The sequence below is a fragment of the Chryseobacterium piscicola genome (genome assembly GCF_900156685.1).
Classification (GTDB): domain Bacteria; phylum Bacteroidota; class Bacteroidia; order Flavobacteriales; family Weeksellaceae; genus Chryseobacterium; species Chryseobacterium piscicola.
In genome coordinates, this window is record NZ_FTOJ01000003.1 from 180,938 (window position 1) to 204,652 (window position 23,715).

A 23,715-nucleotide genomic window follows, 5' to 3' on the forward strand; every position below is an offset into this window, starting at 1 on the left:
CGTAGAATCTTTATACTGCTACATTATTTTCTCTCAAAGCATCATTAAGAGATGTTTTTTTATCTGTAGATTCTTTTCTCTGCCCAATAATCAAAGCACAAGGTACCTGATATTCTCCGGCAGGAAATTGTTTGGTATAACTTCCCGGAATTACAACTGAACGAGCAGGAACTCTACCTTTAATTTCGATTGGTGTTTCTCCGGTAACATCAATAATCTTTGTAGAAGCTGTTAAAACTACATTGGCTCCCAATACTGCTTCTCTTTCAACATGAACACCCTCTACAACGATGCATCTAGAACCTATAAAACAGTCATCTTCAATAATTACAGGTGCGGCCTGAAGAGGTTCTAATACTCCTCCAATACCAACGCCACCACTTAGGTGAACATTTTTACCAATTTGCGCACAACTTCCAACTGTTGCCCAGGTATCAACCATTGTTCCTGAATCTACATAAGCCCCGATGTTGACGTAAGAAGGCATTAAAATTACGCCAGGTGCAATATACGCTCCTTCTCTTGCAATGGCATGTGGAACAACCCTCACTCCTTTTTCAGCATAGTTTCTCTTCAAAGGCATTTTATCATGAAACTCAAATGGCCCTACTTCAATAGTTTCCATCTTTTGAATAGGAAAATACATTACAATGGCTTTTTTTACCCACTCATTTACCTGCCATCCGTTTTCTTTAGGTTCTGCGGTACGAAGTTCACCCTTGTCTACCAAAGAAATCACTTCTCTGATGGCTTTTTGGCTGTCTTCGTTTTGTAATAAATCTCTGTTTTCCCAGATGTTTTCGATAGTTTGTTGTAATGACATTTTTATTTGAATTTTATTAAAATAGTGACTTCAAAGATACAAAAGTTTTTAAGCTAAATTGGGGTTAAATTGAAGATTAAGTAGAGAGATTATAGCAATTATAAAACTCTCTGCGCGTGTAGGAAAGCTTTGTTCCAGTATTTTTCGTTTAAAGAAGATATGATAACTCCCTTTGAAGTTGATGCGTGAAGAAATTTTATTTCGCCGTTGTTTTCTATGGAATGAATAATCCCAACATGTGAAACCTTGTTTCCTCCTGCTGTTGCAAAAAATAACAAGTCGCCGGGTTGGGTATCAGCAATATTAATTTTTTTTCCAAATTCTGCTTGATCTGCGGATCTTCTTGGTAATTTGAGATTGTTTTCTCCAAAAACTTTGGTTATAAGTCCCGAACAATCAAATCCTTCAGCGGTATTTCCTGCAAATTTGTAGGGAGTGCCTAAATATTTTTCGGCATCATTTAAAATTCGTTTTGCTACCGAACCAGCTTTCCCGTTAAAATCAGAATCTAGCGATCGTAAATTTTCGTTTTTAACTTTGGATTTTGTATTTGAGGTTGCTGGTTTGGAGCTTCCGCAAGAAATTGTTGCGATGCAGACTACAAAAAAAAGAATGATTATTTTTACAGAAAAGTTCAGTTTCATTATGGATTTTATCAAAGACTTTTCAAAGATAATAATTTGTTTTTGTGAAAAATAAAAATGTAAGCGTAAAAACTTAGATATGGCGGAAAAAATGGTTCACATTTTTTTATCTTCATGTGTTTTTACAGCTTTAAAGTATAATGTATTTTTAACCTCAAAATAGTTTAATTATAATACTGTATTCGGCAATTTTTTATTAAAAATATTTTGTATCTCTTTACAAATTTTGAAGTTTATACTGTGTACGCAGCATTTATTTTGAGTATTTTATAGAAATAGAAATTTAAATTATTTGTTTGCCAATGCATTAAATTAAGCATTATGTTTACTAATATTCAAATTTTACATCTTGTTTTTTCAAAATTAGTTTTTATGCAAAGTAAGTAGCGTCTGAAAGTGAATTCAGTACGTGTAATAATTTTCTGAATTCATTAGAATATTTCGTGAAAGTAGAATCTCCTGTTTTTTCGGGAAATTCTTCATATCCGGAAAAACAATAGTGTTTTTGCTCATTATTTATTTTCATCTCCAGCTCCCATTCTGTCCCTTCAAAAATTGGGTTGTTATCATAATTTTCTTTCCAATCTTTTATGCCTATTTCTTCCAGAGTAGTAATTAATTTTTGTTCATTGTTTTGAGCAAAATTTTTATCTGATTTTTGTAGTATTTCTTTGAAATATCCGAAGTATTCACTGATGTAAACTAATCCTTTATCAATGATAAGTTCAGCACTTTTGCCATGGGCATTTCCCAAAAAGAAACGCAGAAAATCTATTTTTTCTATAGGAGTATGAAACATTATTTTTTTTGAATTATTGTAGATTATTTGGAGTGGAAAAAAGAATTCACTATTTAGTATATATAAAGTATTGAAAAACAATGTTGAGTAATTGATGACTGTCTCTTTTTATTGAAAATTTTATTTTATTAAAAATTATATGAAAGAATCTATTTCTGTATTGTCTGTAATTTGATTTTTGTTTCTTCTGAACCGATCGGTTGAAGAAAAACAGTGCCTGAATGATTTTACAAGCATCATGGTACACCAGGTTTTTATTTCAATTTTAGTATTATCAAAACTTTCCAATTCTCTCCAAATATTGGTAAATGTAATGAGCATCAATTCGTTTGCAAGTTTCTCCTCTCCCACGCATTGTAGGGCCATACCATACAGTTGGCTTCCGTATTCGGCATACAATTCATCAAAAACTTCGCGGTTTTTGGTTTTTAGTAGGGAACAAAATTTACTTTTGTTTTCGGAAATACTCATTGTAAGTAATGTTTAAATTTCTAAATAATTTATGATGTCAATCTGTATACTTACTGTCTTGATGAACACTTATTCTACCATCATAAAACTTGATAGAAATTTGTTTTGCCTCAGCAAAATTGATAGTATGAAACCCATCTTCTTTCGATTTATTATTTTCTGTAGACAATAAAATACTAAAAGGGTTGATCTGTAATTTTGAAATAACTCCTGATATGATGAGTTTTTTAGTGTATTTTACCGTTACTTTTTCAATGTTTTCCGACGGTTTTGTAAGTTCTTGTATTAGGAGATCATTTATTTCCATGCTTGTTTTGGATTAAATTTTATTTTGCAGTTTCTTCTTTTCTAATGCTTACAATTTCATAATTATCTGAAGAAGAAAATTGTTTGCAGGTTTCGTCATTGCAAGATTGTGGATTTTTCAGAAAGTGATTTATATAATTCACACTTTCTTCTGTATTAGCAGGAGCAATCAAAATATGATAAAGTTTTAGTACAGATTCATCAGCAGACTTTACAGATTCATTTTTATGCTTTATAGATTCTTCAAATGTCATAGTTTAAATTTATTAAAAATGAAATGTAAAATATTAAGTGTTTTTATACATTAAAGTAAATAATGATTAAAACAAAAATTGGTAGCAAGATTTATAAAAAGATAATTTTTTAAGGATATCTGAAATTTGAAATACAATTACTCTGCCTTTCTGTTTAATAATAAAAACTTTAGATACCACACTTTGTTTTAGGCGTTTTTTTGGCTAAGTATTTTAGATTGATGAAAACCAACAAATCTCAATATAGAGAATACAATCACATCTTCCGAGTCTATTTCTCTTTTTCAATTTCAAAGAACGAAAAAGTTGTGAGTAAATACAACTAGCGGCTAATTCTAAAAAGAAACAGTAAATTTTGATTTAAAACTAAAATAAAATTTATTTTTGCATCTACAAAATCTCTTTTATGCAAAACTTTACTGCCGAAAACATCTCGCACGAATCTTTGGTAACGTTATTTAGCAAAGCACCTGTAGCGATGTCTTTGGTAATGGGTGATACTTTTGTTATCAGTAACGCCAATCCGCAGATTTTAGAATTGTGGGGAAGAGATTCCTCAGTGATAGGGATGTCTCTATTTGAAGCTTTACCAGAAATAGAAGCTCAAGGTTTTCGTGAAATTTTTGACAAAGTATACAAAAGAGGAGAAATTTTCAATGGAAACAAGTGGTCTGTTTTTCTTCAGAAATATGGCAAATACGAAGAGCATTTTTTCAACTTTATTTATGCCCCAGTATACAGTGAAGAAAACATAATTGTAGGCGTAAGTATTGTAGGAACAGAAGTTACAGATCAAGTAATTTATGAACAAAAACTTAAAGAAAGTGAGTACAGATTTGAGGATCTCATTAAACAATCAGATTACTCTATTGCCATTTATTATTCAGAAGATCTTTTTATAGAATTAGCAAACGATCCCATGCTGAAAACTTGGGGTAAAGATAAATCTGTAATCGGGAAAAAACTAGAAGAAGCGCTTCCCGAATTGGAAGGTCAGCCTTTTATAGGAATTTTAAAAAATATCTTCAAAACCGGAGAAACTTACACTGCAAAAGAAGATCGCGTAGACCTTGTTGTAGACGGAAAACTACAGACATTTTATTTTAATTTTTCTTACAAGCCTCTGAAAAATGTTTCAGGTGAGGTATATGCAATTCACAATACTGCAGTAAATGTTACAGATCAAGTGACAGCGAGAAAAGTAATTCAGGAAAGCGAAATAAAGTTGCGTCAGCTTGCAGATTCTATGCCTCAATTTGTCTGGACGAGTGATAAAGAAGGGAAAATTACTTACATGAATGATAATTGGTATCAGTACATGGGTTTTAGTAAAGATGAAGACTCCAATGAAGCGATACAAAGAATTATAAGACCAGAAATTTATCCTCGAATCATGGAAATCTGGGAACAAAGTTTGAAAACCGGAAATCCTTTTGAAGTAGAATATGAATTTCAAGATCCAAAAAATCCTGAAGTTTACCGATGGTTCTTAGGAAGAGCTGTTGCAAACACCAATCAAAATGGAGAAATCGTACAATGGACGGGTACTTTCACTGATATTGATGATTTTAAACAGCTTCAAACTCAAAAAGACAATTTTCTCGGTATTGCTAGCCATGAACTTAAAACCCCTCTCACTAGCTTGAAATTGTATACTCAATTTATTGAGAGTAACCTTATGAAACTAGGCGATACAAAAAATGCTGATGTTGCAAAAAGGATGAACTCCCAAATCGATAAACTTTCAGAATTAATCAACGATTTGCTGGATGTTACCAAAATTCAAAAAGGAAATATTCAAATGAATGAATCTGAATTTAATTTTGATCAACTTATCGATGAAGTGATTGTAGAACAGCAAATGAGTGCAAGACACAAGATTATTCTTAGTTCAGATACCATTGGTAATGTCACTACAGACCGTCACAGAGTTTCGCAGGTAATGAGTAATCTCATAAGCAATGCAATAAAATATTCGCCGAATGCAGATGAAATAATCGTTACAGTGGAAGTTCGTGATGGTATTATTAAATATTCTGTACGAGATTTCGGGATAGGAATACCAGAAGACAAACAACATAAAGTTTTTGAACAGTATTATCGTGTAAGTGGAAATAAAGAACATACCTTCCCAGGGCTTGGTTTGGGGCTATACATCTCGTCAGAAATCATCAAAAGAATGGGCGGGAAAATTTATGTACTTTCCACAGAAGGAAAAGGGTCTGAATTTTGCTTCGAAATACCAAACGTATAATTTTTAATTATGTCTACCGCCACACAAATTGTAGTTTTGGACGACAGTCCTGCGATTGTTGATTCAATAGAGCTAATGATGGAACTTGAAGGACTTTCAATTTCTAAGTTTTATAAAGGAACAGATATGCTTGATGCATTAAATGTAAAAGAAAAGCCAAAAGTTATTTTGATGGATATGTGGCTTTCTGGTGAAGATGGAAGAGACATTTGTAGACATATAAAAGCTGACGAATATTTGAAAGACATACCAGTGGTCATCATGTCTGCAAGTAGAGGTCTTGGGCAATCGGCACTAGATGCGGGTGCAAACGATTTTATTGCAAAACCTTTTGATATGGAGGATATTATTGAAAGATTAAGGGTTTATATAAAATAATTTTGATGAGGAAATAAAATAATTTAATCAACCGAAGAAATATTACTTAGCTTTTTTTTCTATCTCTAGATTATTTTTTAAGCTGTAAATGTCAGTAAAAAAAGTTTTTTTTCTTAATTTTTGATACTGATTTCTGCTATTATTTTCGGGTGTTTTATTATATTTTTTCAATGCAAAAAAAATGAATGCCTAGTCACGTATATTCGTTGGTTCACTTTTAGAACTTTTGATTTTTATGATTTTAAAATTTTCACCATTTTGCAATAATTCTATATTTTCATAAATCACTCCTAATCTTTCAAAATAAAAACCATTTACTTGGTGGAATATTTCATTTGTTTTTTCATCTAAAGTTTCTCCAAAGTCGGTTAAAGTATAAAATAATTTTGCTTCTCTGATGCAGCTTCTGAACAAAATAGAAATGATTTCCTTATTTCAGGAATTATTTTTTGAATTTCGCTTTCCAATTTTTTATAACTTTAATTTGAAATGCAATTCCGGGATTTTCTATCGCCAATTACTTATAAAAATCTCATTATTTATTATAACTTTTTTTATGAATACTTAGTTTTATTTTTAGTATTTATAAATTTGCACCAACTATTAAAAAAACATGATCAAAAATTATCCTACCAAACCGATTGACAAAATCACACAGCCTGTACAGCGGTTTATAGAGCAAGAAAAATCAGGGGGATTACTTTTGGGGATTAGTGTTATTATTGCATTGGTACTTGCTAATTCTCCTTTGTCAGCGGCATACCATCATTTTCTTGAGCAGACATTTGGATTTCGCTGGAATGGCAAAGTTTTTTTTGATTTTACTCTTCATCATTGGATTAATGATGGATTGATGTCTATCTTTTTTTTTGTAGTAGGTTTAGAACTCAAGCGCGAGATCATTGGCGGCGAACTTTCCAACCCCCGAAAAGCCATGTTACCAATCGTAGCTGCAATCGGTGGAATGGTAATGCCTGCTTTAATCTTTTTATTGCTTAATCCTAGTGGAGAAATGCATAAGGGTTGGGGAATACCCATGGCTACCGATATTGCTTTTGCATTAGGTGTTCTTTTTCTGTTAGGCAAAAAAATACCACTTTCTTTAAAAGTCTTCTTAACTGCATTAGCCATTGTGGATGATCTGGGAGCGGTTCTTGTAATTGCATTTTTCTACACAGCAGATATTGAAATGACTTATTTATTGATCGGTCTTTTCATTCTTGCCATAATGTATCTAGGAAATAAGCTAGGAGTAAGATCTATATTTTTCTTTGCATTTCTTGGTATTTGCGGAGTATGGACTTGTTTTGTGATTTCAGGTGTTCATGCAACAATTGCTGCCGTTTTAGCAGCATTTACCATTCCCGCAGATGTAAAAATTAAGGAAACTATTTTTATTTCTAAAATTACCAATTATCTAGAAGCATTTAAAAATATTGATCCTACAGAAAATAATCCTACTTTAACCAACGATCAGCTTCATGTATTAGAAAAAATCAATGTGGCTACTATTGCCGCAACTCCTCCACTTCAAAGACTTGAACATGCTATGCATCCTATTGTAACTTTCGTAATCATCCCTGTTTTTGCCATAGCCAATGCTGGTGTTTCACTGGATATTGACTTTTACAGTTTGTTGGATACCAATATTGCATTGGGAGTGGCTTTAGGTCTGTTGGTAGGAAAGGTTTTGGGTGTAGTAGGATTTACAGCAATTTTCATAAAACTAAAAATCGCAAAAGTGCCTGAAGGAATGACGATTAAGAATCTCTTTGGTCTAGGCTTTCTTGCTTCCATTGGTTTTACTATGTCATTATTTGTAACTTCATTGGCCTTCACAGAGGAAGAGTATCAAACCCAAGCCAAAATAGGAATTTTTGCAGCATCTATTATTGGCGGGATCTTAGGTTATATTATTCTTAATAAAAACACTGAATCATCAGATGACAATGAATAGTATTTTCAATTTCATCAATCTTTAATAAACGATAAGATATAGGGAAATATTACTCGTAAAACTACTTTTGATTAGGCAAAGCAGCTGTTTCTTTTCAATTATAGAAAGATTCAGTTTTTCATTCAAAAGCGTTTGTTTTTCATCAGTAAACCAAGCCTCTCCTCTATCTTCCATTATAAAATTCAATCATTTCTTCTGATGCATTTTTTTTTTAGAAAATTGTTAATAGTCTTTATTTCTTCTTTCTTAGTTCGTGTTTCTTTAGAAAAAAAACCAATTCATTTAAAACCTGTAACTCTTCTGGTGGCAATGTATTGGCTCTGGTTGCGGATGTATTGAGGTGAATTTTGGTAAATTCTGAATAATATGAAGATGCAAAAAAATCGGTTTCTTCAGATTAATTTCTGGCATTTTTAATATTTCAATGATGTTTTTCAGAGGATATTTTATATTAATAGAATAATTTAATGAATATTTTAACTATAAATTAAATAATGTTTACATCTCGTTTACGTCAATTTTAGTATTTTTAGAAACAGAAAAATAATTATTATGTTTAATCAACTTGCAGATTCAGAACTTATTTTAAATGAAGACGGTAGCATTTATCATCTTAATCTTTTACCCGAAGATATTGCCGAAAAAATCATTCTTGTAGGAGATCCAGACCGTGTAGCAAAGGTTTCTAAACATTTTGACAAGGTAGAAATTAAGAAAAACAAAAGAGAGTTTTATACTCACACCGGAATTTTAAGAGGAGAAAGAATCACGGTAATGTCTACGGGAATTGGTACTGAAAACATTGATATTGTGATGAATGAGCTGGATGCTTTAGTTAATATTGATCTTCAAAAGAAAGAAATAAAATCTCAAAAAACTTCCCTAAAACTTTTCAGAATGGGAACATGCGGTAGTGTAAATCCAGATGTTGAGGTAGATAATATGCTTGTAACACAAAATGTAGTAGGACTTGACGGACTGATGAATTTTTACAAAGATTATCAATTCGAGAATGAATTTTCAAGGAGTTTTTATCAAAAATTCCCTTACGATAAAATAAAATCAATGCTTTATTTCTCAGAATGGTCTGAAGAATTGGGCAATTTGTATAAAGATGCAAAATACCATGGAAATACAGCTACTTTCCCAGGTTTTTATGCTCCACAAGGCAGGCAATTACGTTTGGAAGCTACAGATGAAAAGTTTTTGGAAACTTTAAATGATTTGGGAATTACCAATTTCGAAATGGAAACTTCTGCTATTTATGCTTTTTCAAAATTACTGGGTCATCAAGCTATTACAGTTAATAATGTGATTGCAAATAGACGAAGAGGCGAATTTTCTAAAGATCACCATGCTTCCGAACAAAATTTGATTGAATGGGTTTTGGAAAGAGTTGTAAAATAAGTAAAAAAGGATTTCATATTTTGAAATCCTTTTTTACTTATTAATACTCGTGTATAGTGACGAAAAATATCTAGAATACAAACTCGCATAGCTTTCTAATAGATTTGTAACATTAATTTTTTATTGGAGATGTTGAAGACATTCTCGCATTGGAAAATTCTCGACAATTTCATCATAATTATACCTTTTAAAGTGAACGGAATTAATTTTGGTGAAAATTAAAACATTTTTTTACAGTAATAAAATATTGGGAAAACTTTAACATCATAGAATTATTTTAGGAATACTTCTTGTTTATTCTTTATCACACAATAAAATATTACATTATGAATAATTCAGATTACAACAAAGCAGAAAACGCAGTAGACAACACCAAAGATTCTTTGAAAGATGCTGCTAACAACACAAAATGGAAAGTTGAAGAATTGGCAGATAAAGCCAAGGAGTATATCAACGAAAGAAGAAATAATGATGAAGAAGCTACAAACGAAGGTTGGCTAGATAAAGTAAAATCAAATGCAGCAGATGCGTGGGAAGACATTAAAGATGGTGCAAATGATGCTTGGGAGAAAACCAAAGATGCTGCAGAAGATGTGAAAGCAGAATGGAATAAAAAAACGAATTAAAATTCAGTCTTATAAATATATCAAAAAAAACGAAGTCTTTTATATAAGGCTTCGTTTTTTTTATGTTTTAAACACAAATAATCGTTACATTTGTGAGATTAATAAACATTAAAATACTATGTCATACGGTTTACTTAAAGGCAAGAAGGGAATTATTTTTGGAGCCCTTAATGAACAATCAATCGCTTGGAAAGTTGCAGAAAGATGTCATGAAGAAGGTGCAGAATTTATTTTATCAAACGCTCCTATTGCACTAAGAATGGGGGAATTAAATGCATTAGCAGAGAAAACAGGTTCTGATGTGATTGGTGCAGATGCAACATCTATTGAAGATCTCGAAAAACTTTTTGATGCTGCTGTTGAAAAATTTGGTAAAATCGATTTTATCCTCCACTCAATTGGGATGTCTATCAACGTGAGAAAAGGAAAGCATTATACAGAGATGAACTACGACTGGTTAGAAAAAGGTTGGGATATATCAGCGGTTTCTTTCCACAAAGTAATGAGGGTTGCTTACGAAAAAGATTGTATGAACGAATGGGGAAGCATCTTGGCACTTACCTATATTGCAGCTCAAAGAACATTTCCAGATTACAACGATATGTCTGACAATAAAGCTTATCTTGAAAGTATTGCGAGAACTTTCGGGAACTATTGGGGACAAAGAAAAGTACGTGTAAATACGGTTTCTCAATCTCCAACTCCTACCACTGCAGGAAGCGGCGTGAAAGGTTTTGGCGGATTTATGGGTTACGCTGAAGATATGTCTCCACTAGGAAATGCTACAGCTTTGGAATGTGCAGATTACTGTGTAACTCTTTTCTCTGATTTAACTAAAAAAGTAACGATGCAGAATCTTTTCCATGATGGAGGATTCAGCAGCTCGGGTGTTACCCAAAAAGTAATCAGCAAATATGATGTTGAATAAGTGAAATTTTCACTATAAATAATTTAATCCGAAACATTTTTTTGTTTCGGATTTTTTTTGATAGCTTTTGTATGCCTTGTTTTGAAAAATAAATTCGGCAAAACCAAAGGTACTGCCGATTTTTAATTAAAAATATTGATATGAAATTTGCTGTGTATTAAAGTTTAGAATTTTAAAATTTATGTTACGATCTATATTGTTTTTTTTAACATAAAGTTTTAGTTCAAAAAAAATATGACTGTCTTGTTCTCACGAAAGAAGAATCTTAATTATTAACTTTTGAAGAAAACCTGTTGATATGCACCAATTTTTTCAGATTGACAGAAGGGATGTTTACACTCATTAAGAAGAATGTTTTTTTACCAAAAAAAGCGGGTTTTATTCCGCTCTTAGTGATGAAAACTAATATTATTTTGACCAATAAATCCTTTTTGTCTGAACATTTTGAGAATCGGTTCCCACCATGATATCGAAATCACCTTCTTCCCAATCATAGTTTAATTCATCATCATAAAATTTCAAATTTTCGGGAGTTAAGGTGAAATTTACGGATTTAGTTTCTCCTTTTTTAATGAATATTTTTTGGAAACCTTTTAATTCTTTTACAGGTCTTATTACCTTTCCAAATAAATCTCTGATGTACAACTGCACCACTTCTTCCCCATCATAATTTCCCGTGTTTGAAATATCTACAATGATATTTAAAGTCTGATTTCCTTTAAGATTTGTAGAACTTAAATTGATTTCAGAATATTTAAACTGAGTATAACTTAAACCATACCCAAAAGGGAATTTCGGGTCATTATCCAAATCAATGTATGCGGAAACATAATTTCTGTCTTTGTTGCTTTTTGCGGGTCTTCCTGTGTTATAATAATTGTAATAAGCAGGAATCTGTCCTTCGGTTCTAGGGAAAGTCATTGGAAGTTTTCCACCAGGGTTTACGTTTCCGAAAAGAACATCTGCGATAGAATTTCCGGCTTCAGTTCCCAACCACCAAGTATAAACAATAGCTGGAATGTTGTCTGCAGCCCAATCAAAAACCAAAGGTCTTCCTGCATTGATCATTAAAATAATTGGTTTTCCGGTTTTCGCAACTTCTTTTAAAAGATCCTCCTGAACTCCTGAAAAACGAATATTACTTCTGCTTTTCGCCTCACCACTCATGGCGTGACCTTCACCTAAAGTCATAATCACAACGTCTGCTTTTTTTGCCGTTTCTATAGCTTCTGCAAACATCGATTGGTCTTGGTCGTCAACATTTGCACCTTTTGCATACAATAAAGTGGAATTTTTATCTAATTGATTTTTAATTCCGTCAAATTGAGTAACAATTCTTTGATTATCATCTTTAAATGCAATAGACCAGAAACCATGATTGGCAACGGTTTCTTTTCCGAAAGGACCAATTAGCGCCACGGTTTTAATAGATTTTGAAAGTGGAAGAATATTCTTTTCATTCTTAAGCAAAACAATAGATTTCGAACCAAATTCTCTCCCAAATTTTCTATTTTCCTGATTGTTCAGTTGTTCTTTTTGCCTTTTTTCGTTACTAAATCTGTAAGGATCATCAAATAATCCCATTTCAAACTTTTTAAGCAAAATCCTTCTTGCTGCATCATCAATAAGCTTAGGATCAACTTTTCCTTCTTTAACCAATTTTGGAAGTTCAGCCATGTAAGCACGGCTTTCCATATCCATATCTGTTCCTGCATTAATCGCTTTTTCTGCTGCCTCTTTATAATCTTTCGCATAACCGTGAGGAATCATTTCGCCAATACTTCCCCAGTCTGAAACCACAAAACCTTTATATTTCCATTGGTTTTTTAAAAGATTTCTTACAATATATTGGTTTGCTGTTGCCGGAATTCCATTGATGTCGTTAAAAGAATTCATAAAAGTAGCAACTCCGGCTTCTGCAGCCGCTTTGAATGGCGGTAAATACGTTTCGTGAAGTTGTCTTAAGCTCATGTCTACGGAATTGTAATCTCTTCCACCTATCGCTGCTCCATACGCTGCGAAATGTTTTGCGCATGCCATAATTGCATCAAGATTTCCAAGACCTTTTCCCTGAAAACCTTTAATTCTTGCCATACCAATTTGACTTCCTAAATAGGTGTCTTCTCCCGAACCTTCCATTACTCTTCCCCATCTTGGGTCTCTTGTAATGTCTACCATTGGTGCAAAAGTCCAGTGAATACCGTAAGCTGAAGCTTCCGTTGCGGCAATTCTTTCAGATTTTTCAATTAATTTTAAATCCCAACTTGCCGCTTGACCTAAATTCACCGGGAATGTTGTTCTATAACCATGAATCACGTCCTGACCAAACAGTAATGGTATTTTCAATCTTGATTTTAAAGCTAATTCCTGAAATTTTTTTGTTTCTTGTGCTCCTGCTACGTTGAGCATAGATCCTACTTTTCCTTTTTTTATTTCTTCTAAAACCGTTGCAGAACTTGAATTTTGCGGACCAGTTGCATAGTCAAAACCGCTGTATTGAATGAGCTGTCCTACTTTTTCTTCCAAAGTCATTTCAGACAATAATTCAGAAACTCTCTGGTCAATTGTTTTTTGACCAAAAGCGTTGAATCCGAATGCTGTAAATGCTAATATAAAATAAAGTTTTCTCATTTTGATGTATTTTTTATTGAAGCTTTACATTAATTTAAACGCAAAAGACACAAAGAATTTTTTAAAGCTTATGTATATTTTTAACTTAGGAAAGCCGTTCTACCTAGGAAAGGAAAAAAAATAATTTAAAAATTGTATTTTAAAAAATATAAGTAGCAACAGAACTTCCAGGGATGTTTATAGGAGCTGTTTTATTTTTAAATTTAATATTAAAATTTTCGTCTGTTTTGCTGTAATTCTGAACAATCAAAACTGTTTTTCCTTCGGGAGTTTTAAAAGCAACTGTAGACAAGTTTTCGGTTTGTGTAGAAGCTATTCTCTGAGAATTTGCCGGAACAAATTTTGAAGCATGGGCAATTATATAATACGCAACATTTCTTGTGAAATTTTCACTGTCTGAAACCGTAATTGCACCTTTACATTCTGTGCAGCCTCCCGGAGTATGAGGTTTGTATTCCGGATCATTGGCAAGGTTCCATTCTAAAGCGATTTTGCTCCAATTTCTCATCGAGCCAATGACTACGTTTTTGGTATGCCAGTTTAAATCTTCATTGAAAGTTCCTTTTGCACCCGTCCATTGCTCTGTAAAATAAAGATTTTTATTTGGATGAGCATTATGAACTGTACTCAAAGCTGAAATATCGCCTTCATATAAATGAAAAGCCGAACCGTCAATGTATTGGTTAGCTTCAGTATCATTCAAAATATTGATAGCGTATTCCGGTTTATTGCAATTGTGATCGTAAACAACAATTTTGGTTTTAATATTATTTGATTTAAAAATAGGACCTAAACTTTGCTTAATAAAATCTCTTTGCTGATCTGAAATCATTAGCAAACTCGGATTATTTCCGGGATGTAAAGGTTCATTTTGAGGAGTAATTGCATCAATTGTAATTCCCTCTTTCTGCATTCCTTGTATATATTTTACGAAATATTTTGCGTATACATCATAAAATTCAGTTTTTAAACTTCCTCCAACTGATTTCCCATTGTCTTTCATCCAAACCGGAGGCGACCATGGAGCAGCAATGATTTTGATTTTCGGATTGATGGCTAAAATTTCTTTTAACATCACGATTAAATCTTTATCTCTCGCCAGACTAAATTTTGATAAAGTTGGGTCAGTTTGACCTTGGGGTATATCATTATAAGAAAAAACTTCACCATCTAGATCGGATGCACCAATACTTAATCTTAAATAATTGATGGAAATTGAGTTCTTATCATTACCGAAAAGTTCATTTAAAAGTGCTTTTCTTTTGGAAGTTGAGAGACGATTGATTACTTCTACACTTCCACCAGTTAAAGTATACCCAAAACCATCAATATATTGAAACTTTTGAGCGTCATCAATTTCAATATTCTGAAAGGTATTAGAAATATTTACAAACGCTGCTGCATTTTGTTGCTGTAATTTTACACTTTCATCACCTTTTGTCATCCAGCTTTGTATTTTTTCATCTGTATTGGCTACAGATATACAGGAAGATAAAGGCAAAAGTACCACACCGCTAAATAGCAGTGCAGTACTTTTTAAAAAGAAACTATAAGAATTTTTATTTAGCATATTTAATATCCAGGATTTTGAGTTAAATTCGGGTTATTATCCAATTGGGTTTGCGGAATTGGCCATAGTAATCTGTTTTGATTTAGATTATTCACATACGGCAGAAGATTTCCTTGAGCATTTTTTTGTTGTGAAAGTATAGATATTGCTTTTCCTGTACGTTTCAAATCAAACCATCGATGGCCTTCGAAAGCTAACTCTAATTTTCTTTCTTTTAGAATTTTATTGATTCCATCATCTGTATTGGCAATTGTAATAGGCGCTAAAGTTGAGCTCGCTCTTGCTCTCACTTGGTTCACCAAAGCTGCAGCCTCTGTGAAATTTCCTTGTCGAACTAAAGCTTCCGCTCTGATTAGTAATAAATCTGCATACCTCATCACGTAGAAATTTTGATGTCCTGAAGTAATTCTCATTTTATACATGAAAGGGAAATTATTACTCTGCCAGTAATTATCTGACCAGTTTACTGTATTGGTTGAGAATAGGATACTGGCGTTTTTTCTAACATTATCATTTTCTGTATTGAATGTGTTTACGATGTCATAAGACGGGGTATTAAATTTTTTCCAATCTGTTCCGTAAAACATTAAAGATCCCCATGCCCAAAGATTTCCTGCATTTCCGTTGGACTCGAAAATAGATTCTGCATTGGCTTCGTGGTTTCCATCAAAAAGGTGATCGTAATTTGGAAGTAAAGAATATCCTTCTCCCATTAATTGTGTTGTATAATCAATCACTTTTGCATAATCCGGATTTGGTTTTGTTGCATGCACTTTTGCCAATAATGATAACGCTAGACCTTTGGTTGCTTTATATTTGTTTGAGCTTGCAGGTGCACTTGCTAAAGCCCCTTCCAAATCAGCGATAATTTGAGAGTAAACTTCGTTAACAGATTTTCTTTTAGGATAAATCTGCTCATAAACTTCATCAAAGTTTTCGTCATTTACACCAATTACTGCCTTGGTTACCAAAGGAAAATCTCCCCATAATTGCACACCATGAAAGTTATACATTGCACGCATAATGGCTGCTTCAGCCTTCATTTCAGCTTTACGTGAATTTGTAAGTGCAGTATCTGGTATGTTATCTACGTAATTTAATATTTTATTACAGTTATTGATCAACGTAAAAAGATAATTCCAATCTCTGTTTACGTTTGAATTGGTAGCAATAATTCTATATTCATCAATTTGAAAATTTTGAACATTATCACTTCCAGCGTGGGCAATGTCTGTTTGTGCATCACCATTGAAAAAATAATCCAGTTGCCAGTATTCATTACCCAAATCAACGTAAATAGCAGTCATTAAACCCTCTGCTTCTGAGGCTGTTTTGTATGGAGTGTCGGTTAGTGGAATAATTTTGTCGGTTAATGGCTCAGTATCAAGATAATCACTGCAAGAAGTGGCTGTAATTGTAAAAGTTGCACCAAGCAAAAAATAATATATTGTTTTATTAAGTTTCATAATATTAGGTTTATTAAAAATTAGCTTTAAGACCAAAAATAAATGTTCTTACTTGCGGATAAGTGCCATAATCAACGCCAGAAACACCGGCTGTTGTATTGAAAGCATTTACTTCAGGGTCAAAACCTGTATATTCTGTCCAAGTCAATAGATTTTGTCCTGTTATATATAGATTGATTTTACTTACGCCTTTAAATGGACTTAAAAAGTTATAACCCAAAGTTGCACTCTTTATTTTAAGAAACGAACCGTCTTCTACAAATCGATCAGATACAAATTGTGAATTTGCAGAATTAGCTCTTGGGGTATTGGTGATTTGTCCGGGAGTCGTCCATCTGTTGAGAACAGCCGTTGATTGATTTTTAAAATCGTTCATCATTTCAAGATCGAATCTTGAGGCATTGTAAATTTCTCCGCCATAAGATCCTGTAACTAAAACATCTAAATACCAATTTTTAAGTGAAAAACTATTATTAAAACCAAAAGAGAAATCAGGATTTGGATTTCCAATTATCGTTCTATCATTTGGGTCAAATATTCCGTTTCCATTATTATCTTTATAAACAAGATTACCTGTTTGGGGATCTACATAATCCACCTGATATCCATAAAAAGAACTTATTGCTTGCCCGGGGGTGAATCTTACTAAATTAGCTCCTACTGTTTCTATATTTGCTTTATCAATATTTGGTTGATATTTTAGGCTTGTAACTTGGTTTTTCGTAAAAGAAATATTGAAGTTAGTATTCCATGTAAATTCTCCTTTAAAATTTTGGGTATTTAATCCAAATTCTACACCTTTATTTTGCATACTTCCTACATTTTTAAGAATATTGGGAATTGTAGGTCCCATTGAAATTGGAACTATTAAATCTTTCGTATTTCTCTTGTAAGCATCTACACTTAATTTCACTCTATTGCTTAAAAAACCAAAATCAACACCTATATTAGCATCGCTGGTAACTTCCCAGCCTAGATCCCCGCTATCCCATTGATAAGTATAGGGCGTTCCTGCTGCACCAAGTCGTGTTAATCTCTCCAAATTATAATGAGAATATGGTGGTATTCCTGATGCATTTCCACTTTGTCCCCATCCTCCTCTAAATTTCAGTTCAGAGAAAATTTTGTTATCAGACATAAAATCTTCGTTAGAAACCGTCCATGCGGCAGAAACTCCTGGAAAGAATCCCCACTTATTTCCTGGTGCTAAAGCTGAACTTCCATTGTACCTGAAAACTCCCATGATGGTGTACTTGTTATCATAAGTATAAAGTGCACGCCCGAAAAACGAAAGTTCTCTTAAATGCTCTTTCACCAAAGTTTCTTGTCTGTTATCAATGGCAGCATTAAAATTGAAGGCTGTAGTACCTTCTGCAAAATTGTTACCCGAAAAATTATTCCACGAATTTCTTTTCTCGTGAATCTGGTTCCCTCCTAGTAAAGCCAAATCATGAACTCCAGATTTTATGATATATGTTAAAGTATTTTCAATATTCAAATCCTGATACGTAGATAAATATTTGCCACCTATACCTTTTTGCTGTCTTCCATAACTTGTTTGGTAGCCATCGGTAAATTGATCATTAGTAACATCAATTAAGTCAAAAGAAACGGTTGGTTTCCAGATTAAATTTTTCAGCAAATTTACTTCCAATCCCAAGTTACTCATGAAACGTTGTGTCTGAGTTTCATTTTTTCTTGATTGATATGCAATAGGATTTTCCCAAGAAGATTGGAACGGATTTAAAGCAAATTGCCCATCTTTAGAACCATCAATATAGTTTCCGGAAGCATCTGTATCTCTTATAGTAAGTTGATTGCCGTAAACAGGAAGAAACGCAGGTGTATTTAAAGCACTAAGAATAACGCCACCTCTTGAAGTTCCCAAATTATCATTGGTGTTTTTAAGCGTGGTATTAATGTAGTTGAAATTCCCTGTTAGCTTTATCCAATTGGCGAGTTTAGCGTCTAGGTTTATCTTTGCCGATACTCTATCAAATCTCGCTGGGTTGATAATACCGTCAATACCTTGATAGCCTAATGCAGTGTAGGCTCTTACTTTTTCGTTTCCGAAAGAATAATTTACATTGTAATTTTGGTCAAAACCTGTTCTGAAAACTTCATCTCTCCAATTGGTATTGATTCCTGCGTATTTAGGATTGTTAATGGTCGGTAGATAATTTGTGCCTCCGTTGGCAGCAATATTTTCCATTAAAGATTTGTACTGATCTAAATTTAAAACATCAATATTACTTACTGTTTTAGACATTCCCCAATATGCATTAAATGCCAATTGTGGTTTGTTGGCTTTCCCTCTTTTGGTAGTAACTATTACCACACCAGAAGAACCGTTGATTCCGTAGATAGCAGCAGAAGTTGCATCTTTTAAAACCGTTAAATCTACAATATCATCAGGATTTATTCCACTGATGTCAAAGGTTTGAATTCCGTCTACTACATACAGCGGGTTTACACTTGAAGAAATAGAATTGTTTCCTCTGATTTTTACATCAATTGCAGCTCCTGGTTTTCCTGAAGACTGAATTACGTTAACACCTGCCGCATTTCCTTGTAAAGCTTGTCCTACATTGTAAATAGGTCTGTCATCAAATGTTTCAGCCTTTACGGTAGATACAGCACTTGTAAGGTTAGATTTTTTTACAGAACCATAGCCGATTACCACAACTTCTTCAATGTTTTTTTCTTTTTGAAGAGTGTCTGAAATTGCTGTTTGTGCACTGAAATTTGCAGTAAAATAAAGTGCAGCGATAATTCCTAAACTTCTAGATAGTTGTACATTCATATACAGTATTTTATTAATTCTCAAATTGAGACAATAAAATTATATTTTTTTTGTTTACTGTTACCAAAAAAATAAAAATTATTTTAAAATTTAAATTTTTTACTCAAAATCAACAATATTTACAGTTTTAATGATTTAATTTTATAAAAAATTTAAAATAATATCAATATTTATTCACTTTTAATAATGGGTAATTTGGGCGTGGAGTTGATTTGAATATTATTTAGTGAAAAATAGTCACCAAAAAAATTAGATGAGTTAGAATAAATCTTGTAATCTTAAGACATAATGAATTTTGAAAGTTGTAGTCTCTATACTTTACAATTGAATCAAGGTATAATTTGATTTATGTGTATTACAAATCGGCTTTTAAAATAAAATCTATTTTAAACGTTATAAAAAAATTAATTCTTCGAAAAAAAAATGGAAATTATACAGCTTCCCCGAAAGTTAAAAGATTAAAATCTGGATCTAGAAGAGCAAATTCTTTTTGTCCCCAAGGTTTTTTCTGTAAACTTCCGTTGGGATGAATGGCGACTTTTGTATCTAATAGTGTTTGATATTGCGCTTCAATATCTGCTACTCTAATGTAGACCATTCCGTAATTTTCTTCTGGTTTTAAGTCTTTAAACAAAAAAAAATGAATTTCAATTTCATCTTTTTTCAGCATTAAATAATCGGGAAAATCATCTGAACCTATTTGCTCAAAACCAAGATTTTCGATGTAATATTTTTTAGTTGCCGTTTTATCTCGCATCGGCAGTTTGGGGTGAATTTTTGTAAGCATTATTTTTAAAATTTAAAATAAAAAAAGTCTGAATTTTAAAAGTTGTATTTTGCAATTAGATTTTAAACATTTTTTAAAAGTCTGTTTAAGAATGATTAAAAAATTTCGTTCTTTAGAGTTGGAGGAAAATTTTGCGGAAATTGAAACAAGCTCTAAGATTATTTTCTGAGTTTTAATTAATTTCTAAATGGATTTTTATAACAGAACCCCTTTTTTAATATTTTAAAAAAGGGGTTGTTTCAATAGTATTAAAAAATATGTTATGCCGAGTTTCTGCTTGCATTAATATTCCCAAACAGCGATCTCGTAACTAGTTTTTCATAAGCCTCTTTGTTGCCTTCGCCTTTTTGAATCTTCATTAAAGCATATTGCTGAATACTCAATAGAGGTAAAACAATTTTCTCACGTATTTTTACAGATTTTCTGGATAAAGGATCTTCTTCTTGCAACATTTTAAATCCGGTTAATTCAAGCATAATATCGCGTGAAAGCTGGTATTCATCAAAAAGAATGGTCCAGAATTCGCCAAATTTCGGGTTGTTTTTAATATAATAAGTGAGCGGGAAATATGTTTTATTCATACTCATCATAGAGTTGAGAACTAAAGTTTTAAAGAAATCTGAACCTGCATACAGTTCTTTAATTTCATTAAATCTTCCGTTTTCTTTCAATTTATTCATTGCAAAACCAAAACCGAAAAATCCGGGAACATTTTGTTTCAACTGTGCCCATGATCCTACAAAAGGAATGGCTCTGAGGTCTTCAAATTTAAGCTCATTACCACTTCCTCTTTTTGAAGGACGGCTTCCAATATTGGTTTTGCCGTAGTATTGTAAAGTACTCATTTCCTGTAGATAAGGAACGAACATTTGATGTGCTTTTAAGTCTGAATATTTTTTGAAGCTACTATCAGCCAGCTCAGAAATTAATATTCTCTCTTTTTCAGTTAAATCTTTTTTACTGCTTTTAAAAACATCATTTTCTACACCTGCACTCAAAAGTTGCTCAAAATTGAAAGACGCCTGCTCTTTATTTCCGAAAATACTTGTAATGGTTTGCCCTTGAATGGTTAATTCAATTTTATTATTGGCAATGGTTTTACCTTGAGATGCATAGAAATCATGCGTCTTACCACCACCTCTTGCGGGCGGACCGCCTCTGCCATCGAAAAATATTACTTTTATTCCGTTTTTTTCGGATATTGTAGTAAGTACTTCTTTAGCTTTATAGATTTCCCAATTGGCTTTCAAGTAGCCTCCGTCTTTAGTTCCGTCTGAAAAACCAAGCATGATGGTCTGTTGATTTCCACGATTTCCGATATGTTTTTTATAAATAGGATGGCTGTACAGAGCTGTCATTACAGATTCTGCATTTGCAAGACCTTCCATGGTTTCAAATAAAGGAACGATATCCATTTTGATGTCGTTTTCCTTGTAACCACAAATTTTGAAAAAAGCGTAGACATTCATCACATCTTTCACATCGTCAGAATTAGAAATAATATAACGATTCATTCCTCTCCAACCGTTTTGTTTCTGTATTTCAGTGATTTGTGAGACTGTTTCTAAAGTATCTTTTACAATATCTTGAAAATTGTCTGCATTTACTTTTTCAGAAACTTCTATTAGTTTAGAATACTTGGTTTTGTTATCAACTTCCTGGTTGGGAAATAATTTAGAATAAACTTCATCAATAACTTGCTGATGAACTCTGCTGTCTTGTCTTATATCTAAGGTTGCGAAATGGGTTCCGAAAATTTTTACTCTATCTTTAAAACTATAAAGAATATCAAGGAAAAGACCGTTGTGATGCTTAATCAGTATATCTTCTGCTTCATCAATTTTATTTAAAATCTGCTCAGAACTTATGTCGTTTTCTTTAAATATGGCATCATAAAGTATTTCACTTAAATCTTTTAGGATTTCTGATACATCTCTGAAGCTCAATCTTCTTCTCACAAATTTTAGATGATTGTAATAAGATTTTAAAATAGCTGAGCGTAATTCGTAAGCTACTTTTTTAGTTACCTCGGCAGTTACAAAAGGATTTCCGTCACGGTCACCACCTGGCCAAAAACCGAGCTGAATAATATCTTCATGCAACTGAAAATTTTCGTTATTAAATGTTTTCTTTATCTTCGTAAACAAGTCTCCAACGGTTTCGTAATACACAAACCTCAAGTAAGTTATGATACTCAGAGCCTCATCAATAGGTGTAGGTTTTTCTTTATTTACAAAAGGAGTTTTCCCCAGTTGCTGAAGTAAAGTATCAATTTGAGTTATAGAATCTGCAGTAATTGCAGCTCTTAAGTCATGAATGATTTTTTGAACAGAATTGGGGTAAAATTGTGTAGGGTGCGCTGTGAAAACTACTTTTACATTAAAATCTTCCAGTTTTTCTCTTACTTTGTCTAGTTGATGATTATTGATAGCCTTTTCGTACATATTACCTACCGTTCCGTTATCATTTTCAGAATGCAAACTTGGGAATGCGGCATCTTCAATACTATCAAACAAAACAACTTGTCTTTCAATATATTGAATGATTTTAAAAAGGAGTTCTAGTTTTTGATCTTCGGTTTTAAGATCTGTATGGCTTGTAAAAAATTCTTCAACGATTTCTTCGGGAGTTTTTCCAGCTTCATAGCCTGTTTTGCTTTCTTCGTATAGAAATGGAAGGAGCATCCCTATATTGGTCATTTTATCATAAGGCAAACTCATAAAAAGTGAGTTGTAGATTTGAAATTTATTTTCGACGATTTGTCTAAATTTTTCAGCGCGGTTCTCATGTATCATATAACAAATGTAGTAGAATTATCTTTAAAATTGTAATTTTTGAAGTTTAAAAGTTATTAAATTTTCATAAAATTATTGACTTAAATTATCAAATTAGCTATTAAATTCTTAATTTTAAAAATGAATCAGTTGATGAATGTTTTTTATGAAAAAATCAGGATTACTATTTATTTTTTTTTGTCAATTATTTTTTTCTCAATCAGAGATTCCGAAAGATTTTTTGAAAATCCCAGAGGTTTTTGATACCACAGAGAACCTTTATGCTTTTATACAGCCTGGCGAAGACGTTGCTTATTGGAAAGCATTCATTAATAATAGTGATTCTGAAAAAGCGGTTTTGTATGAAAGCCAAGCACCTGTTTCTATGACGATTTTGGAGCCTATTCCAGAAAAAGGATTTTTTCAAAATTGTCTTGGTGAAAATTGCTTTAATTATATTATTGCTTGCAAAAACGGAAGATCTGTATTCTTTTTAACAGAGAAAAATCTCATTCAATTTATAGGAAAAATAGACAATGTTGCTGAAGCGATCTTAGTAGCGAAGACTCAAGGTTTTTTGGTGGATACTAGTGATTTGAGAGGTGGATCATTTACAAAAGATGATGAAAATTTTTATTTAAAATTATACAAGCAAAAAAAATGTTCAGAAGTGAAAGAATCTTTTACAATTACAATAGGAAGAAATAATTCTAACCTGACATATAAAACCAACACTATTTATAGCATAAAAAAGGCGTGTGATTGAATAAAAACTCAGAAATTATAATCGAAAAAGTTTTATTTCTAAATTTTCGTCTAAAAAACGCGATGTTCTTT

At 32.4% G+C, this 23,715-nt stretch carries 20 protein-coding genes; 7 read left to right on the plus strand and 13 right to left on the minus strand.

Translation table 11 applies throughout. The annotated features are described in order from the left end of the window. Positions 1 to 10: 10 nt before the first annotated feature. From BW939_RS06855 to BW939_RS06880, 6 genes are all read right to left on the minus strand, one after another. Complete coding sequence (locus tag BW939_RS06855) at positions 11 to 823, minus strand: 2,3,4,5-tetrahydropyridine-2,6-dicarboxylate N-succinyltransferase (protein ID WP_076451126.1); 813 nt, start codon at positions 821 to 823, stop codon at positions 11 to 13. 98 nt (positions 824 to 921) lie between these two features. After that, entirely contained in the window at positions 922 to 1,467 is a 546-nt protein-coding gene (locus BW939_RS06860; RefSeq protein WP_076451129.1) for a C40 family peptidase, read from the minus strand. A gap of 370 nt (positions 1,468 to 1,837) precedes the next feature. Continuing rightward, positions 1,838 to 2,266, minus strand: a complete 429-nt coding sequence (locus tag BW939_RS06865) for a hypothetical protein (RefSeq protein WP_076451132.1) — start codon at positions 2,264 to 2,266, stop codon at positions 1,838 to 1,840. A gap of 135 nt (positions 2,267 to 2,401) precedes the next feature. After that, a complete protein-coding gene (locus tag BW939_RS06870) occupies positions 2,402 to 2,737 on the minus strand; it encodes an RNA polymerase sigma factor (protein ID WP_076451134.1) in 336 nt (111 codons plus the stop codon). A gap of 37 nt (positions 2,738 to 2,774) precedes the next feature. Next, entirely contained in the window at positions 2,775 to 3,044 is a 270-nt protein-coding gene (locus tag BW939_RS06875; protein ID WP_076451136.1) for a hypothetical protein, read from the minus strand. Positions 3,045 to 3,063: 19 nt separating this feature from the next. Beyond that, entirely contained in the window at positions 3,064 to 3,297 is a 234-nt protein-coding gene (locus tag BW939_RS06880) for a hypothetical protein (RefSeq protein ID WP_076451138.1), read from the minus strand. Positions 3,298 to 3,703: 406 nt separating this feature from the next. On the opposite strand from BW939_RS06880, the gene BW939_RS06885 reads away from it, so the two are divergent. From BW939_RS06885 to nhaA, 3 genes are all read left to right on the plus strand, one after another. Further along, the gene (locus tag BW939_RS06885) at positions 3,704 to 5,551 is read left to right on the plus strand and encodes a PAS domain-containing sensor histidine kinase (protein ID WP_076451140.1); all 1,848 of its coding nucleotides are present in this window, start codon (positions 3,704 to 3,706) and stop codon (positions 5,549 to 5,551) included. A 9-nt stretch (positions 5,552 to 5,560) separates the two neighbouring features. Then, entirely contained in the window at positions 5,561 to 5,929 is a 369-nt protein-coding gene (locus tag BW939_RS06890) for a response regulator (RefSeq protein ID WP_076451142.1), read from the plus strand. A gap of 613 nt (positions 5,930 to 6,542) precedes the next feature. Next, positions 6,543 to 7,886 (plus strand): Na+/H+ antiporter NhaA, encoded by a 1,344-nt coding sequence (gene nhaA, locus BW939_RS06900; RefSeq protein ID WP_076451145.1) that lies wholly within the window; start codon positions 6,543 to 6,545, stop codon positions 7,884 to 7,886. Between the two features lie 21 nt (positions 7,887 to 7,907). Here nhaA and BW939_RS15835 read toward each other — a convergent pair whose 3' ends face one another. Further along, on the minus strand, positions 7,908 to 8,060 hold the full coding sequence (locus tag BW939_RS15835) for a hypothetical protein (protein WP_159439257.1): 153 nt from the start codon (positions 8,058 to 8,060) through the stop codon (positions 7,908 to 7,910). Between the two features lie 378 nt (positions 8,061 to 8,438). Between BW939_RS15835 and BW939_RS06905 the strand changes: the two genes are divergently transcribed. From BW939_RS06905 to BW939_RS06915, 3 genes are all read left to right on the plus strand, one after another. Continuing rightward, the gene (locus BW939_RS06905) at positions 8,439 to 9,293 is read left to right on the plus strand and encodes a nucleoside phosphorylase (RefSeq protein WP_076451146.1); all 855 of its coding nucleotides are present in this window, start codon (positions 8,439 to 8,441) and stop codon (positions 9,291 to 9,293) included. 326 nt (positions 9,294 to 9,619) lie between these two features. Further along, positions 9,620 to 9,919 carry a hypothetical protein gene (locus tag BW939_RS06910; protein WP_185115865.1) on the plus strand — a complete coding sequence of 100 codons (300 nt, stop codon included), beginning with the start codon at positions 9,620 to 9,622 and terminating at the stop codon, positions 9,917 to 9,919. A 118-nt stretch (positions 9,920 to 10,037) separates the two neighbouring features. Beyond that, positions 10,038 to 10,847, plus strand: coding sequence for an enoyl-ACP reductase FabI (locus BW939_RS06915; RefSeq protein ID WP_076451147.1), 810 nt, complete (start codon positions 10,038 to 10,040; stop codon positions 10,845 to 10,847). Between the two features lie 408 nt (positions 10,848 to 11,255). Here BW939_RS06915 and bglX read toward each other — a convergent pair whose 3' ends face one another. The 6 genes from bglX to BW939_RS06945 all read right to left on the minus strand — a co-directional run bounded on the left by bglX (position 11,256) and on the right by BW939_RS06945 (position 22,899). Next, positions 11,256 to 13,478, minus strand: a complete 2,223-nt coding sequence (gene bglX, locus BW939_RS06920; protein WP_076451149.1) for a beta-glucosidase BglX — start codon at positions 13,476 to 13,478, stop codon at positions 11,256 to 11,258. 139 nt (positions 13,479 to 13,617) lie between these two features. Next, the gene (locus BW939_RS06925) at positions 13,618 to 15,048 is read right to left on the minus strand and encodes a glycoside hydrolase family 30 protein (protein ID WP_076451151.1); all 1,431 of its coding nucleotides are present in this window, start codon (positions 15,046 to 15,048) and stop codon (positions 13,618 to 13,620) included. Positions 15,049 to 15,050: 2 nt separating this feature from the next. Beyond that, entirely contained in the window at positions 15,051 to 16,514 is a 1,464-nt protein-coding gene (locus BW939_RS06930; protein WP_076451153.1) for a RagB/SusD family nutrient uptake outer membrane protein, read from the minus strand. 13 nt (positions 16,515 to 16,527) lie between these two features. Beyond that, the gene (locus tag BW939_RS06935) at positions 16,528 to 19,317 is read right to left on the minus strand and encodes a SusC/RagA family TonB-linked outer membrane protein (protein WP_076451155.1); all 2,790 of its coding nucleotides are present in this window, start codon (positions 19,315 to 19,317) and stop codon (positions 16,528 to 16,530) included. Positions 19,318 to 19,747: 430 nt separating this feature from the next. After that, a complete protein-coding gene (locus BW939_RS06940; protein ID WP_076451158.1) occupies positions 19,748 to 20,104 on the minus strand; it encodes a bleomycin resistance protein in 357 nt (118 codons plus the stop codon). Between the two features lie 260 nt (positions 20,105 to 20,364). Then, positions 20,365 to 22,899 (minus strand): phosphoenolpyruvate carboxylase, encoded by a 2,535-nt coding sequence (locus BW939_RS06945; RefSeq protein ID WP_076451160.1) that lies wholly within the window; start codon positions 22,897 to 22,899, stop codon positions 20,365 to 20,367. A gap of 145 nt (positions 22,900 to 23,044) precedes the next feature. On the opposite strand from BW939_RS06945, the gene BW939_RS06950 reads away from it, so the two are divergent. Continuing rightward, positions 23,045 to 23,644: a hypothetical protein gene (locus tag BW939_RS06950; RefSeq protein WP_123891570.1), complete on the plus strand. Its 600-nt coding sequence runs from the start codon at positions 23,045 to 23,047 to the stop codon at positions 23,642 to 23,644. Positions 23,645 to 23,715 lie beyond the last annotated feature (71 nt).

Coding starts and splice junctions, on each gene's coding strand:
- BW939_RS06855 (WP_076451126.1), bottom strand. CDS start 823: ATGTCATTACAACAAACTATCGAAAACATCTGGGAAAACAGAGATTTA.
- BW939_RS06860 (WP_076451129.1), bottom strand. CDS start 1,467: ATGAAACTGAACTTTTCTGTAAAAATAATCATTCTTTTTTTTGTAGTC.
- BW939_RS06865 (WP_076451132.1), bottom strand. CDS start 2,266: ATGTTTCATACTCCTATAGAAAAAATAGATTTTCTGCGTTTCTTTTTG.
- BW939_RS06870 (WP_076451134.1), bottom strand. CDS start 2,737: ATGAGTATTTCCGAAAACAAAAGTAAATTTTGTTCCCTACTAAAAACC.
- BW939_RS06875 (WP_076451136.1), bottom strand. CDS start 3,044: ATGGAAATAAATGATCTCCTAATACAAGAACTTACAAAACCGTCGGAA.
- BW939_RS06880 (WP_076451138.1), bottom strand. CDS start 3,297: ATGACATTTGAAGAATCTATAAAGCATAAAAATGAATCTGTAAAGTCT.
- BW939_RS06885 (WP_076451140.1), top strand. CDS start 3,704: ATGCAAAACTTTACTGCCGAAAACATCTCGCACGAATCTTTGGTAACG.
- BW939_RS06890 (WP_076451142.1), top strand. CDS start 5,561: ATGTCTACCGCCACACAAATTGTAGTTTTGGACGACAGTCCTGCGATT.
- nhaA (WP_076451145.1), top strand. CDS start 6,543: ATGATCAAAAATTATCCTACCAAACCGATTGACAAAATCACACAGCCT.
- BW939_RS15835 (WP_159439257.1), bottom strand. CDS start 8,060: ATGGAAGATAGAGGAGAGGCTTGGTTTACTGATGAAAAACAAACGCTT.
- BW939_RS06905 (WP_076451146.1), top strand. CDS start 8,439: ATGTTTAATCAACTTGCAGATTCAGAACTTATTTTAAATGAAGACGGT.
- BW939_RS06910 (WP_185115865.1), top strand. CDS start 9,620: ATGAATAATTCAGATTACAACAAAGCAGAAAACGCAGTAGACAACACC.
- BW939_RS06915 (WP_076451147.1), top strand. CDS start 10,038: ATGTCATACGGTTTACTTAAAGGCAAGAAGGGAATTATTTTTGGAGCC.
- bglX (WP_076451149.1), bottom strand. CDS start 13,478: ATGAGAAAACTTTATTTTATATTAGCATTTACAGCATTCGGATTCAAC.
- BW939_RS06925 (WP_076451151.1), bottom strand. CDS start 15,048: ATGCTAAATAAAAATTCTTATAGTTTCTTTTTAAAAAGTACTGCACTG.
- BW939_RS06930 (WP_076451153.1), bottom strand. CDS start 16,514: ATGAAACTTAATAAAACAATATATTATTTTTTGCTTGGTGCAACTTTT.
- BW939_RS06935 (WP_076451155.1), bottom strand. CDS start 19,317: ATGAATGTACAACTATCTAGAAGTTTAGGAATTATCGCTGCACTTTAT.
- BW939_RS06940 (WP_076451158.1), bottom strand. CDS start 20,104: ATGCTTACAAAAATTCACCCCAAACTGCCGATGCGAGATAAAACGGCA.
- BW939_RS06945 (WP_076451160.1), bottom strand. CDS start 22,899: ATGATACATGAGAACCGCGCTGAAAAATTTAGACAAATCGTCGAAAAT.
- BW939_RS06950 (WP_123891570.1), top strand. CDS start 23,045: ATGAAAAAATCAGGATTACTATTTATTTTTTTTTGTCAATTATTTTTT.